This window comes from Volucribacter psittacicida (genome assembly GCF_004339025.1).
In the GTDB taxonomy this organism is placed as follows: domain Bacteria; phylum Pseudomonadota; class Gammaproteobacteria; order Enterobacterales; family Pasteurellaceae; genus Volucribacter; species Volucribacter psittacicida.
This window is the reverse complement of sequence record NZ_SMFT01000002.1, coordinates 609,644-624,284: the sequence shown is the minus strand read 5'-3', so window position 1 is coordinate 624,284 and position 14,641 is coordinate 609,644. Positions and strand designations below refer to the sequence as shown.

Sequence of the window (14,641 nt, the reverse complement as noted above, 5' to 3'; positions counted from 1 at the left end):
AGCAAGCCCTATAAGGATATTTGCCATAAAAAATGCGGTAAATTGACCGCACTTTGGGTTATTTATAAGTTTTATTATCCTATCATATTTATCTTTTACAAAAACTAAGCTAGTTTCATAATTACCTGCTTAATTAGACTCATAATATATTCTAAGTTCTCTGTATTTGATATTGTGAGATCATAATCACCATTGCCATTATGTCCAATATTTGAAATATCCCTTGTTAACTTCTTAGGATCATCAAGCTGTCCTTTCTTCATATTTATCCATATTTTTAAATTCTTTTTCTGTGGTAAAACATCAATAACATTTGTTTTAAGTTTAAATGCAATATACATTTTAACTGGGACAATTTCTATATTATTATCTAATCTTAAAACTTCATTTTTAAAAATATCATAAAGTTCTTTAATTTCTTCACTTTTACCCTCTAAATGATCATCTTCAGTATAAGTTTTTAATTCTTTATTTAGTTCACTAATACTTGAATGAGATTCAGTTTTAATTTGTTTAAAGCTAACGGCAGATTTTGTTTTCTTAATTTGATTAAATACTATAATATTATTCTCAAAACTTTTTATTTCCCATAATTCTATGGGTAAGTCTTTGAAATTGACTGCTTGACGTTGGTAATTATTGAATGAAGGGGCGATAAATAGTACTTTACTCTGAGAGAAATCAACACTATCACGTTTTAGATTTTTTCCTGTTTTCTCGTTATACTCAATAATAAATTCCGCTTTATTCTCAAGCATAATATTTAGATAAGAAATACCTTGATCAACAACGCTATCATTTTGATTACGTTTATATTCAATAATAACAAAAGATTGGGTTTCTGGATTAAAGGCTAGCGTATCAATACGATAATTTTTAATAGAAAATTCTGAGCAAACAAATTCCAACCCTCCTGTGAGTAAATTTAAATTATTCTCTACAAGAAACTGTATATCTTTTTCTTTACGAAAAGTTTTTTCTTTTAGTTCTAAAATGGTTTGCTGTTTTTGGTGAAATAATAACATAATTTTACCCTATTTAAATATTCTAATCCCTATCCTACTATTTATAGATAAAATGCTCAATCAAGCAAATAAGCCCCATTTGCCATAAAACAAATGGGGTTTAACTTAAAAACAACAATAAGAATTAACTAAATGAAATGCGTTTCATATCTTTCATATAACCACGCAATTCTTGACCGATTAACTCAATCGGGTGGTTGCGGATTGCATCATTAACATCACGCAAAGTAATGTTATCAATGTCTACCGTTGGGGTCGGTTCGCCCAAATCACCACGTTTTAAGGTTGGTAAAATTTCTTTGGCTAAAATTGGGGCGGCCACATTAGCAAATAAATAGTTACCATATTCAGCGGTATCTGAAATGACAACGTTCATTTCATATAAACGTTTACGCGCGATGGTGTTGGCGATCAATGGTAATTCGTGTAATGATTCATAGTAAGCGGATTCTTCATAAATACCGCTGGCGACCATGGTATCAAAGGCTAATTCTACCCCTGCTTTTACCATGGCAATCATTAATACGCCATTATCAAAATATTCTTGTTCGCTAATTTTGCCATCATATTTCGGTGCGTTTTCAAAGGCTGTTTTGCCTGTTTCTTCACGCCATGTTAATAAATTAACATCACCATTTGCCCAGTCTTCCATCATCACGCGTGAGAATTCGCCACTGATAATGTCGTCCATATGTTTTTCAAATAAAAAGGCTAATTTGTCTTTAATTTGTTCAGAAAGCTCAAAGGCACGCAATTTCGCACTGTTAGATAAACGATCCATCATTAAGGTAATACCACCTTGTTTTAAGGCTTCGGTAATGGTTTCCCAACCATATTGAATTAATTTTGCCGCATAGGCTGGATCTTTGCCATCGGCAACCATTTGATCATAACAAACGATTGAGCCAGCTTGTAACATACCGCAAAGAATAGTTTGTTCGCCCATTAAGTCTGATTTCACTTCCGCCACAAATGATGACTCTAATACGCCTGCACGATGTCCCCCTGTCGCTGCTGCCCAAGCCTTCGCAATGGCTAATCCGTCCCCTTGAGGATCGTTTTCTGGGTGAACCGCAATCAAGGTTGGTACACCAAAACCACGTTTGTATTCCTCACGCACTTCCGTTCCCGGGCATTTTGGTGCAACCATTACCACAGTAATATCAGGGCGAATTTGTTCGCCAACTTCAACGATATTTAAACCGTGTGAATAACCCAATGCTGCCCCTTGTTTCATTAATGGCATCACATCGGCGACGACTTTAGAATGTTGTTTATCTGGTGTCAGGTTAATCACTAAATCAGCGGTTGGAATTAATTCATCATAAGTGCCGACAGTAAACCCATTTTCGCTAGCACGCTGGAAAGAAGCTCGTTTTTCTGCAATGGCTTCAGGACGTAAGGCATAGCTGATGTCTAAACCTGAATCACGCATATTTAAGCCTTGGTTTAATCCTTGAGCTCCACAGCCCACAATCACAATTTTTTTACCCTTGAGAAAATTGGCTTCATCAGCAAATTCTTCACGTTCCATAAAACGGCAGCGACCTAATTGATCTAATTGTTGGCGTAAGTTTAAGGTATTAAAATAATTGCCCATAATCTATTGTCCTTATTGATTGAATAATATGGTTTATAACAAAAAGACGGATTGTCTTGTTCATTTTCTGTTTTAGTATAACCGCTTTTCTTTTTGCGTAAATTGATATTATTGCGATAGAATGTTGCAAAAATTGCAACAATAATATTTCACTATGGATTTCAAAGACCTCAAACTTTTCTTGCATCTTGCAGAAAATAAAAATTTTAGCAAAACCGCCAATCAATATTTTATGTCTGCCTCCACCCTTTCACGTCAAATTCAGCGTATGGAGCAAGAACTTGGCAAGCCTTTATTTTTTCGTGATAATCGCCAAGTGGCTTTGACGGAAACGGGAGAAAGATTTATCCCTTTTGCCCAACAACAATGGCAACAATGGCAACAATTTAAGCAAAGCCTGAGCATCAATCCACAACAATTAACGGGCGAGCTACGGATTTATTGTTCAGTAACCGCCGCTTATAGCCATCTACCTAATATTCTTGAACGTTTTCGTCAGCATTATCCAAAAGTTGAAATTAAATTAACCACAGGCGATCCTGCTCTGGCTTTGCATTATATTGATAGGGAGCAAGCGGATTTAGCCTTAACAGGCAAACCTCAGCAACTCCCTAGTCATATCCAATTTCAAGTGATTGATCATCTGACAATGGCAATGATCGCCCCACGAATTGCTTGTTTATCCACCCAATTATTGCAACAAAAACCCATTGATTGGCAAACAATCCCCTTTATTTTGCCAATGGAAGGACCTGTCCGCCAACGGATTGATCAATGGTTTCGCCAGCATAAAATTAAGCACCCTAAGATTTACGCAACCGTAGCGGGACACGAAGGCATTGTGCCGATGGTAGCCCTTGGCTGTGGGGTGGCGCTGTTGCCTGAAGTGGTGATTAAACATAGCCCAATGAATAGCCAAGTGTCTTTGCTTAATCTTGATTTAGCGGTAGAACCTTTATCTCTGGGAATTTGTAGCCAAAAACGCCACCTAAGCCACCCTCTGGTTCAAGCCTTTTGGCAGATATTATAGTGGCTGCCAATTTAAAATGAGGCAAGGCGGTGCTGAAGACAGTACAAAGCGTACGGTGAGGCGTACTAACGCTGTATCATTTTAAAGTGGAACGACTATAGCTCGTTAAAGCTAGGAAAAGGAAAAAAGTGCGGTATAATATTGAAAAATTTTTACCTATGAAACGATTATGTTAAAAGGCATTGTTAGCTCCCTTATCGCCTCTTCATTATTTGGTTATTTATATTATTTTTCTACCTTATTACAACCACTAACGGGCGAGGCAATTTTTGGTTATCGTATTGTTCTAACTTACCCTTTTTTACTGATAGCCATTTTTTTGTTTAAACAAAAAGCCATTTTTATCCAACACCTTCATAACATTCGCCAACAGCCTAAACTACTCGGTATTTATGCCATTACCAGTAGCCTGATTGGCTTTCAAATGTGGTTATTTTTATGGGCCCCCAATCATGGCAGTGCTTTAAGCGTATCCTTTGGGTATTTATTATTGCCCTTAGTTTTAGTTGCCACAGGGCATTTTCTCTTTGCTGAACCTATCTCAAAAATCAAACTGCTTGCGATTTTATTTGCAGGTATTGGGGTAATTAGCAATATTTTGCTCAAAGGGGGATTATCTTGGGAAAGTATTGTGGTCAGTGTGGGCTATACTACCTACTTTTGCCTAAGAAAACATTATAACATCGCCGATCTTGCCAGTTTTTGCATTGAAATGTTGTTATTATTGCCTATTTGTGGCTATTTTATTTACCAGTCAGATTACGTTACGTTATACCAAGCAAACCCTGACTTAATCTATTTATTACCGCTATTAGGTTTAATTAGCGGATTAGCTTTAATTACCTATATTTTAGCAAGTGCATGGTTACCGATGAATTTGTTAGGTTTATTGGGGTATGTGGAAACGATTTTAATGATTGTGGTTGCCTTTATGCTTGGGGAGTCGCTTGATGCTAAAAGTTATCCATTATTAATAGGATTATCCCTTGCTATGCTATTGATTATGTTAGATGGTGTGTATCGTTTAAAAGGGCGGTAAGAAATAACACTTTTTGTCCATTACACCGCTTGTAATAAAATAAAGATAACTTGGAAAGAATCTTATCTGGAGCTATTAATGAAGTTAAGACTAATTATAAAATAGCTTATACAAATGTAAGGCTAATAGCTAAGCTACAAAACATTGTTAAAAACAGATTAATATTTTTGGAATGAATTGATTTAATCCTAAATATCACGCTATTTTATTAAAATCTTAAATTACATAGTTGTTAATCATCATTTTTTAAATTATTAGCAACTATTTTGTCCATAATACCTAAAATAGTGGAATGAAAAAGTTGCCAAAAGAAGTGGTTTTTACGATAATTGCACTACTACTTTTGGCTATTAACAAAGTTGTATGTTGGTAAATTTATAGCATTATACCCAGCATTAACAAAATAATTACATACAAAAGCTCTTAAATATGGATAAGCTATAGCTGGTGCATTTACTATTGGAAATCTTGAGTTTCTGAAATCATCAGAAATTTCACTCTCACATTTAAAATGAGCCACAAATTTTAAGGAAAATATACCAGCTTTTTCAGTTACAATATCTGAATCAGATATTTGTAAGTCAAATAGTATAAAAAAAGTCTTCTTATCACTTTCCGGATAAATAGGGGAAAAAGATAAACTATTCTTAAATTCATCTGAACAATCAATATCTTCAGAAATTGCTTCTAGCTTTGTTATTATACTTTCGGAGGGTTCAAATATAGTTTTTATAACCCTATAATCATAAAATTTAATTTTATTCATAATATTATTACTCTAAGCAGCAATTGCATATTGTTCGTCATTTGCTGCAATACTATAATTATTACTATACTCATTAATAACATGAGGCTCTTCAATAAAACTAATAGTATTAGTTCCATAATTTTCTTTTAAGAGTATATTCTTTTCTGTAAATAATTCTACAAGAAAAATCTCATCAATATCATTTTTAATTTCATTAGAATGAATAATTTGATTATCATTGATAAATGTAATGCTTTCATCAAACAATTCATTTGGCAAAGGAACACAATGACAGTTTTCCGTAATATTATCAAACATTAGATCCATTTGATTCCATTCATCATCGGACATTTTAACTAAATCATTTAACAATTTTTTATAATAAAGCTCATCCATTATTGCACTCCTGTATCTCACATATTTGATGTTTAGGATTAGAATCCTTTTTAAATTCAAATACGCATAGTTGGTTTCTTGTTATAGCAAGATTTTCTCTCGACAGAGATTTATTTTCCTTTTGCATAAAAGGAATAGAGTTTGCCCAAAAATCAGGATCTTCTTTTTTTAACACGCATCCTGTATCTGCTGCTAACACTGCTATTCCCCTAAAAATATCATCTGGTTTTTTTTTCAAAAAACTAATTATATGAGCAACAGTTCTTATGTTTTTATGTGGTTCTTTTCTCTGTTTATATGCCTGTTCTATGGTTTTTGCTACTTGTGCAAGATGTTTCAAATTTTTTGTATCTCTTAAGTCAAAAATATCTTTTTCATCATTGAATGTTAGATAAAATTTAGATACTGCATACCTTTCAAACTTCCTGATCTTTCCCCAATCTTTCGCGTGATCATCATCCAACCAAAAATAATACCCTTGTGTAAGCCACTGTTCTTTAGATTTACTTTTAAAAGGAATTATATTTTCAATATCTTTACAATTTTGTAAGTCTTTAAGAGGGCAAGTATGCCAAGCTTCCTTTACGTAATTTTTATTCATAGAATAAAGTAATTGAGTAATAAGTAAAATTTATTCTCACTATAAGAATTTTTAAAAATTTAAAAACCTAAAAAATAAGAGTTTAAACTCTTATTTTTTAGGTTTTCCAAATAACGTTGCTTCTTGGATTATACCGATATAATGAAATTTGTCAACCAGATTTCTTTGTTTCTTCAAAAAAACATTTAGAAATTTCAGAGTTTTTATAAAGGGATTTTTGTTTCTATGGCACAGCATTTTCGGTTATTAGCGGCAGCACGCCAGCTATCTTCGGATAGCTTGGTGTGTTTGTCTGATGCCGAGATTTTTGCCTTATTGAAACAGGCTCGTTGGGGAAATGTGAATGATTTCAAATGATGTCATTTGCCCACACTGCCACATCCGCCACCATGCTTACTTCATTTCTACTCGCTAACAATGGCAATGCAAACACTGTTGTTATCGTTTTTCCATTACCGCAGGCACGATTTTTCAAGGTACAAAACTGCCTTTGTGTAAAATTATATTGGCTATTTTCTATTTTGCGACTGAAAGCAAGGGATTATCCGCCATTGCCTTATCACATAAACTCAACGTGCAATATAAAACAGCTTGGGTGCTTTTACATAAATTCAGGGAAAGTTTAGAAAAAACCAAAGATTTAACACCACTGAATGGCGAGGTTCATATTGATGGGGCTTATACCAACTATTACATTCGTCCTAAAAACTTTCGCCATAAACGTATTGATAGACGAAAAAAGTGCTATCAACGTACAGATAAATCTTGTGTATTGGTATTTCGCCAACGAGCCGCCAATCAAGCCATAATAAAAGGGGCTGACCGTAGTATCGTTGCTTTAGTGAAAGAGGAAAATACGCAAGATATACTCAATTTAACCCAACGCTTAGTCAAGCCGAATAGCAAAATTTATGCCGATGAAAATCCTGCCTATGATGATTTAGCCTTTCATTATGATTTATGGCGAGTCAATCATTCACAAGCATATTGTTCGATTGACGGCATTACCAATAACCTTGCCGAATCCTTTTTCGCAAGGCTACGGCGAGCGATAACAGGTATCTATCACAAAATGAGCAATAAATACCTGATGCGCTATGCCAATGAAATAGCATGGCGAGAGGATAATCGCCGAAAAAGCGTAAAAGAGAAATTTGAGCGACTTTTAACTTGTTGCTTAAATACCTTGCCATCACGAGAGTTTACAGGGTATTGGCAAGGTAACAAAAAAGGTGATGCGGTGTTTGGCTTGGCAAGCCTCACCGCTTCGAATGATCGACACTACTTAAAGATAGCCTAATAAGGAAACATGATGAAAACATTGATTTTGATTTATACTTTGGCAGTGATTTTTATCTACCAACGATTAAAACAATTACCGCTTATGCACTCTATGATTGCAGCTTTGATGATTTTCTTGACGAGTAAAGGACTGGCGTATTTCTACCCTGATGTATTGAGTATTCAAATTATTAACATTGTTAATACCGTTCTTTTTATGCTTGAGATGACGGTGCTGTTTATCGGTATAATATATCACTTTGGCTACCTTAAAATAAAAATCAGCAATCAAGCTCAATTTGATTCATTACCCCTCATGCCAACGTTCGTGCTTTACCCAAGAATACTGTTATCTCCCTCAGAAACAGATATTCACGATGATTTTTGGCAACAGTACAAGAATCTCAAATAACCATGCTTTTTAAACTAACTTGCGGTAAGGGTAAATCTCGCTTATCCGCCAGTTATAAACGATTTATTGTGGGAAAGATCTTGCCAGTCATAAAGCATTAACAAAAGCGATTTCAACTAAAAAGCCTTTAGCGTATTATTGCGCTAAAGGCTTTTGTTTTTTACGGTTGATAGATTGATTTTTAACTTTGTGCAACTGCTACATAATACTGCATTTTTGTCCATTACACCCACTTTTTTATGCACTTAAGCAATATGGCGACAACGTACCATTCGCACAATGGTAAGTACATTCACACTCATAACCGTTAATTCTAATAATACGCCACCAATAGAACCAATCAAAATATTATTGATGAGCCAACATAATGATCCCATTAACATAAGTAAACGCATTTTTATGCCACTTAATAAGAACAAGGCTAAGGTACCAGAAGTAGAGCCAATAATAGGTAATAAGCTAAGAAAAGACGTGGCGGAATAACCCCCAATGGCAATCATGATAGCAACAAAAGAAAAGGCAACATAGGGAGAACAGACAAAAATGGATAAGAAAGTTCGGCAACTTGAAATAAAGGAAGTAAGGGCAGAAATCTGTGCGTCTAATAAGAAGAAATGTAAGGTATAAATGATACCGAGAAGCACCATATAAATTTTTAATTTCCTGTCGTTACGTTGCCAAAATACCAAAATGCCTAGCAAAAAGGCAACGATACCTAGCCATTGAGCTAAGGGCAAATTGACAACATAGTCTATGGGATCTTGCCAAAAGGTTGCCATTGTTTCTTCAACCTATTTTTTCAAGGCACCCAAAATACCACGCATAATTTGCTTGGTAATTTGATTACGCAAATTACGTCCCACTGATTTTGCCACGCTACTGACCACTTGTTCTGTTACCGTTAATTGTTCGCCACGCTTTTTCTGCCCAAAAATCAAGCGATTTAACCGCCCCATAAAACCCTCTTCCGCTTGCTGTTGAGCCTGTTCCGCTTGTTTTTCCGCGACTTCAGCTAAATTAGCCTGTTGCTGTAAAATCTCAAAAGCAGATTCATTATCTACTTCATCACGATAAACAGGGTAAAGTTCATCATCTCGCACCCAAGCCTGACGTTGCTCGGCGGTTAATGGAGTAAGCTGACTTTTCGGTGGATAAATATAAGCACGCTCTACAGGTTGTGGCATACCTTTTTCATCTAAAAAGGACACCAAGGCTTCACCCACCGCTAGTTGCGTAATGGTTTCGGTAACATTAAGTTGCGGATTGGAACGAAAGGTTTCTGCGGCGGCTTTAACGGCTTTTTGATCTCTTGGTGTAAAAGCGCGCAAGGCGTGTTGGATACGATTACCTAATTGCCCTAATACTGTATCAGGTAAATCAAGGGGATTTTGCGTGACGAAGTAAATTCCAACACCTTTAGAACGAATTAAACGCACCACCTGTTCCACTTTATCCACCAATACCGCAGGTGCGCCATCAAAAATAAGATGGGCTTCATCAAAAAACATCACAAAACGAGGCTTATCAAGATCGCCCACTTCTGGCAGTTGTTCAAATAATTCCGACATTAACCATAATAAGAACGCACTATACATTTTCGGCGAATTAATTAATTTCTCTGAATTTAAAATATTAATTACGCCCTGATCACCTCTTGTTTGTAGCCAATCTTCCAAATTTAACGCAGGTTCGCCAAAAAGATGGGTTCCCCCTTGATTTTCTAGGGTTAATAATGCTCGCTGAATCGCCCCCACACTGGCAGCAGACACATTACCATATTCAAGTTGATAACCTTTACTCTTTTCCGCCACATGCTTAAGCATCGCTCGTAAATCTTTCAAATCAATTAATAGCAGCCCTTGATCATCAGCCACCCGAAAAACCAAATTGAGCAAGCCCTCTTGGGTTGCATTTAAATTAAGTAAACGAGCTAGTAATAAAGGTCCCATTTCAGAAATCGTGGTGCGTAAAGGAATCCCCGTTTCGCCAAAAACATCCCAAAATGAAACGGGATAACCTGACAGGTAATTTTCGCCACCAAGTTGAAATTGCTCAATACGCTCGGCAATTTTTCCCTTTAATTCCCCTTTTTGCACTAAACCAGATAAATCGCCTTTCACATCCACTAAGAAAACAGGCACACCATTATCACTAAAGGCTTCCGCCATTTTGCGTAAACTTACCGTTTTTCCTGTCCCCGTTGCCCCAGCAATTAAACCATGTCGATTGGCCATTTTAGGGTTAATAGCGAGGTTTTCACCTTGGTGGGTTTGGGCTAGAAAGTATGGGGTCATAGGTTAATCCTTAATGAAAAATGATGATTAAAATTTTGTCGTTATTATAACGCAAAATAAGAAATATTGAGTGACCATTTTTATTCAATATGAATGTTGAGAGAATTATTGTTTTAAACGATTATAGAAATAAACTTATTACAAATAATCCCTTTCCTTTCTGCTTACCCCATAAACGTGTTATGATGATAACCAATTTGGCTTATTAATCTAAAGGAATTGGCTATGAAAGAATATCTTATTGCTCCCTCAATTTTATCCGCAGATCTTGCTCGTCTTGGCGAAGATGTTGAGCGGGTATTAAAGTGCGGTGCAGATGTAATCCATTTTGATGTTATGGATAATCATTATGTGCCTAATTTAACCTTTGGTCCAGCGGTTTGTCATGCGTTGCGTGATTATGGTATTACAGCGCCTATTGATGTGCATTTAATGGTAAAACCTGTGGATAGAATTATTCCTGATTTTGCCAAAGCTGGGGCAAATTATATTACTTTTCATCCAGAAGCGACGGAGCATATTGATCGTTCTTTACAGTTAATTCGTGATTGTGGTTGTAAGGCGGGATTGGTGTTTAATCCTGCTACTCCATTAAGTTATTTGGATTATGTGATGGATAAGGTTGATGTGATTTTGTTGATGTCAGTCAATCCGGGCTTTGGTGGGCAATCTTTTATTCCAGCGACCTTAGATAAATTACGCGAGGCACGCCAACGCATTGAGCGTAGTGGTTTTGATATTCGTTTAGAAGTGGATGGTGGGGTAAAAATTAATAATATTGCAGAAATTGCTCGAGCAGGGGCAGATATGTTTGTTGCAGGTTCTGCGATTTTTGATCAGCCTGATTATCAAGCCGTTATTGATCAAATGCGTAGAGAGTTAGCCAAGGTTGAAGGCGAGATTATTTAGTGTTAAGGAATGAGAAAATGAAGAAACAATTTAAATTAATTGGTTTTGATTTAGATGGTACATTAGTTAATAGCTTGCCTGACTTGGCATTATCAGTAAATTCTGCGTTAGCTGAGTTAGATTTACCTACAGCTGAAGAAGACTTGGTATTAACTTGGATTGGTAATGGTGCTGATGTATTGAGTGCAAGAGCGTTAGCTTGGGCTTCGGAGCAATCAGGTAGAACATTAACCCCTGAGCAAATTCAGCACTTCAAGCAACGCTTTGGGTTTTATTATGGTGAGAATTTGTGTAATGTTAGTCGGCTTTATCCCCATGTGAAAGAAACCTTAGAGCAATTACATCAGCAAGGTTATCTATTAGCTGTGGTAACGAATAAACCCACTAAGCACGTTAAACCAGTATTAGCCGCATTTGGTATTGATCATTTGTTTAGTGAGTTATTAGGCGGACAATCATTACCAGCGATTAAACCGCACCCTGCGCCACTTTATTATTTATGCGGTAAATTTGGTTTATATCCGAAACAAATTCTCTTTGTGGGTGATTCTAAAAATGATATTTTAGCCGCCCATAGTGCTGGTTGCCCTGTGGTGGGATTAACCTATGGCTATAACTATAATATTCCTATTGCAGAGTCACATCCTGATTGGGTAATTGATGACTTTGCACAACTTCTCTCAATTATTAATGACTAAGGAAAGAAAATGAGCAAACCTATTGTATTTAGCGGAGTGCAACCTTCAGGCGAACTCACCATTGGTAACTATATGGGAGCGTTACGTCAGTTTGTAGCTATGCAAGATGATTATGATTGTATGTATTGCATTGTGGATTTACACGCCATTACGGTACGCCAAGATCCTGCGGCATTGCATAAAGCGAGCCTAGATGTACTTGCTTTATATCTTGCTTGTGGCATTGATCCGAATAAAAGTACGATTTTTATCCAATCTCATGTACCAGAACATACACAACTTGCTTGGGTGCTGAATTGCTATACGTATTTTGGTGAAATGAGCCGTATGACGCAATTTAAAGATAAATCAGCACGCCATGCCAATAATATTAATGTGGGATTATTCACTTATCCAGTTTTAATGGCAGCGGACATTTTGTTATACCAAGCAAATCAAGTGCCAGTAGGAGAAGATCAAAAACAGCATTTAGAAATTACTCGTGATATTGCGGAACGCTTTAATAGTCTTTATGGCGATATGTTTGCCATTCCCGAAGTGTTTATTGCAAAATCAGGGGCAAAAGTTATGGCATTACAAGATCCTGACAAAAAAATGTCTAAGTCTGATGATAACCGCAATAATGTGATTACCTTATTAGAAGATCCAAAATCTGTGGCGAAAAAAATTAAACGTGCCGTAACTGATTCTGATGAGCCCCCTGTTATCCGTTATGATCGTCAAAATAAACCGGGCGTTTCTAATCTTATTGATATTTTGCATGGTATCACAGGTCAGCCTATCGCTGAGATTGAAGCGGAATTTACGGGAAAAATGTATGGACATTTAAAAACCGAAGTGGCAGAAAAAGTTTCCGAAATGTTGACCGCACTTCAAGAAAAATTCTGGCACTATCGTAATAATGAAGCACTATTAAACCAAATTGCTGCCGAGGGAGCAAAAAAAGCCAGAGAACGAGCGAAACAAACCTTAGAAAAAGTTTACCAAGCTATTGGTTTTGTTAGTTAATGGCCTGTATAAGTATAGGGCTTTTTATACCCTTTAATTTAGGTTAACGCTCATAATTAAACAAAGTAACCCAAAAAATCAGCAAAAAAGACCATTTATTCTAAGATAATGGTCTTTTTTCATTTTTATTTTAATTGACTATATATTTATAATTTATTTAATTTTATAACTTCTAGTTTATCAGTGTACTTGGGATTATATAGTGCTTTTGTATACTGATCCTTTATTTCTTTAGGAAGTAATGGTAATATTTCTTTTTCAAAAAAAGGTGAGAGCTCACAGCATATAGGATCTATAGTATATATTTTTCCATAATATGATTGGCTATTTGCTCTACACCCTCCATGAGAAATAAACTTATATTTACAATTTTTACATGGCAAGTCGTCAATTTTTAATTGGGAAAATTTATTGAAATTACTATTTTCCATGAACGAGCTTGACGATAAGGGCTTATCGTTAATATTAAATATTTTATCGCCATCATACCTCAGAGATGGGCAAAAGCGAATATCTCCATCATTTTCAGATATAATACTGCCAAATTGATAACCACAAGGGTGATAGTTATTATTCGCAACCATAATCCCTTTTGTTAATATTCCCTTTCTAAATAATTGTACTATATTAAGATCTAGCTTTTTGGTCCAAGAGTAATTCTGTATATAATGTTTTATAATTCTTTGGTAATTCCATTTTGCAATTTCTATCCATGAATCATAGTTTCTAATATTTTTATTATTAATACTTCTTCCACTTATAAATAACTGGTCTATTTGCCATCTATCAATATTCATCGATAAAAATTTTCTATACATATTATAAAGCTCATATGCAGTTTCTCTATTAGATACTACGGTATTTACCGTTGTGAAAATTCCATATTTTCCTATTAGTTCTAGCTTTCTTAATATGGAATAGTACTTTATTGGTTTTCCTTGATTATTTTTCCTAATTTTTCCATGAGAAATAAATCCATCTAGACTGATACCTATTCCAAAAGTTATTGGTTTATAATCTTTCTTATAGAAATTTAATATCAAATTTCTGAAAAAGTGTTTAGTTTTTATTTTTGCGATCCAGTTTAGAATATCTTTTGATATTGCTAATCCGTTAGATATAAAGTAAATATTGGTAAATCCAACATCAAAAATATATTTTAATATTTCTCTAGAGTCAGGTCTTGTTAGAAATTCTCCTCCTGTTAAAGTTATTCTCTTAATATTATATTTTTTAGATATTTTTATTATATTCTTTATTATATCAATAGAAGGATGAGAGAAACTATTATCTGATGAGACATAACAGTGTTCACATCTCATATTACAATATTTCGTAGTTTCTAAATGAAGCCGGTGAGGAGTATCAAGTCTTTTGACATAGGTATTATTCATTTCTATCCCCATTTATTGAAGTAGTAATAGTAGCCAAGAATCACTTGACTACTATGCTTATATATTTTACCAATCAAAACCGCCGAATCCGTCTCCCCCTATATCATCATGGCTATCTACCAAATGTCCATTTAAACAGCAATGTACTCCGAAATGATGATGAGGAGATGTTATTGATTTGGTTACATTTGATAAGAATATCATAG

At 35.2% G+C, this 14,641-nt stretch carries 15 protein-coding genes and 1 pseudogene; 7 read left to right on the top strand and 9 right to left on the bottom strand.

Annotated features, from left to right (window positions below):
• Positions 1-104: 104 nt before the first annotated feature.
• Positions 105-1,025: a DUF5655 domain-containing protein gene (locus EV694_RS06405; protein WP_132690658.1), complete on the bottom strand. Its 921-nt coding sequence runs from the start codon at positions 1,023-1,025 to the stop codon at positions 105-107.
• A 124-nt stretch (positions 1,026-1,149) separates the two neighbouring features.
• Positions 1,150-2,625: a ketol-acid reductoisomerase gene (gene ilvC, locus EV694_RS06400; protein ID WP_132690656.1), complete on the bottom strand. Its 1,476-nt coding sequence runs from the start codon at positions 2,623-2,625 to the stop codon at positions 1,150-1,152.
• Positions 2,626-2,779: 154 nt separating this feature from the next.
• Between ilvC and ilvY the strand changes: the two genes are divergently transcribed.
• Positions 2,780-3,655, top strand: a complete 876-nt coding sequence (ilvY, locus tag EV694_RS06395; protein WP_132690654.1) for an HTH-type transcriptional activator IlvY — start codon at positions 2,780-2,782, stop codon at positions 3,653-3,655.
• Positions 3,656-3,824: 169 nt separating this feature from the next.
• Positions 3,825-4,694 carry an EamA family transporter RarD gene (rarD, locus tag EV694_RS06390; RefSeq protein ID WP_132690652.1) on the top strand — a complete coding sequence of 290 codons (870 nt, stop codon included), beginning with the start codon at positions 3,825-3,827 and terminating at the stop codon, positions 4,692-4,694.
• Positions 4,695-5,031: 337 nt separating this feature from the next.
• Here the strand turns inward: rarD and EV694_RS06385 are convergent, their stop codons facing one another.
• The 3 genes from EV694_RS06385 to EV694_RS06375 are packed head-to-tail and all read right to left on the bottom strand — an operon-like array spanning position 5,032 to position 6,439.
• Entirely contained in the window at positions 5,032-5,460 is a 429-nt protein-coding gene (locus EV694_RS06385; protein ID WP_132690650.1) for a protein-export chaperone SecB, read from the bottom strand.
• Between the two features lie 12 nt (positions 5,461-5,472).
• Complete coding sequence (locus EV694_RS06380) at positions 5,473-5,838, bottom strand: hypothetical protein (RefSeq protein ID WP_132690648.1); 366 nt, start codon at positions 5,836-5,838, stop codon at positions 5,473-5,475.
• Entirely contained in the window at positions 5,831-6,439 is a 609-nt protein-coding gene (locus tag EV694_RS06375; protein ID WP_132690646.1) for a hypothetical protein, read from the bottom strand. Before EV694_RS06375 ends, EV694_RS06380 begins: the two co-directional genes overlap by 8 nt.
• Before the next feature lie 225 nt (positions 6,440-6,664).
• On the opposite strand from EV694_RS06375, the pseudogene EV694_RS06370 reads away from it, so the two are divergent.
• Positions 6,665-7,739: pseudogene (locus tag EV694_RS06370) on the top strand (IS1595 family transposase).
• A gap of 12 nt (positions 7,740-7,751) precedes the next feature.
• A complete protein-coding gene (locus EV694_RS06365) occupies positions 7,752-8,132 on the top strand; it encodes a hypothetical protein (RefSeq protein ID WP_132690644.1) in 381 nt (126 codons plus the stop codon).
• A gap of 245 nt (positions 8,133-8,377) precedes the next feature.
• Here EV694_RS06365 and EV694_RS06360 read toward each other — a convergent pair whose 3' ends face one another.
• The gene (locus EV694_RS06360) at positions 8,378-8,911 is read right to left on the bottom strand and encodes a YgjV family protein (protein ID WP_132690642.1); all 534 of its coding nucleotides are present in this window, start codon (positions 8,909-8,911) and stop codon (positions 8,378-8,380) included.
• A 12-nt stretch (positions 8,912-8,923) separates the two neighbouring features.
• Positions 8,924-10,426 (bottom strand): helicase HerA-like C-terminal domain-containing protein, encoded by a 1,503-nt coding sequence (locus EV694_RS06355; RefSeq protein WP_132690640.1) that lies wholly within the window; start codon positions 10,424-10,426, stop codon positions 8,924-8,926.
• A 225-nt stretch (positions 10,427-10,651) separates the two neighbouring features.
• Here EV694_RS06355 and rpe point away from each other — a divergent pair, with 225 nt between their 5' ends.
• The 3 genes from rpe to trpS are packed head-to-tail and all read left to right on the top strand — an operon-like array spanning position 10,652 to position 13,041.
• The gene (rpe, locus tag EV694_RS06350; protein WP_132690638.1) at positions 10,652-11,335 is read left to right on the top strand and encodes a ribulose-phosphate 3-epimerase; all 684 of its coding nucleotides are present in this window, start codon (positions 10,652-10,654) and stop codon (positions 11,333-11,335) included.
• A 17-nt stretch (positions 11,336-11,352) separates the two neighbouring features.
• On the top strand, positions 11,353-12,033 hold the full coding sequence (locus EV694_RS06345; RefSeq protein ID WP_132690636.1) for a phosphoglycolate phosphatase: 681 nt from the start codon (positions 11,353-11,355) through the stop codon (positions 12,031-12,033).
• Positions 12,034-12,042: 9 nt separating this feature from the next.
• Positions 12,043-13,041, top strand: coding sequence for a tryptophan--tRNA ligase (trpS, locus tag EV694_RS06340; RefSeq protein ID WP_132690634.1), 999 nt, complete (start codon positions 12,043-12,045; stop codon positions 13,039-13,041).
• Positions 13,042-13,187: 146 nt separating this feature from the next.
• Here trpS and EV694_RS06335 read toward each other — a convergent pair whose 3' ends face one another.
• Positions 13,188-14,435, bottom strand: coding sequence for a radical SAM/SPASM domain-containing protein (locus EV694_RS06335; RefSeq protein WP_165865505.1), 1,248 nt, complete (start codon positions 14,433-14,435; stop codon positions 13,188-13,190).
• 66 nt (positions 14,436-14,501) lie between these two features.
• Positions 14,502-14,639, bottom strand: a complete 138-nt coding sequence (locus tag EV694_RS10895; protein ID WP_165865504.1) for a hypothetical protein — start codon at positions 14,637-14,639, stop codon at positions 14,502-14,504.
• Positions 14,640-14,641: the final 2 nt, after the last annotated feature.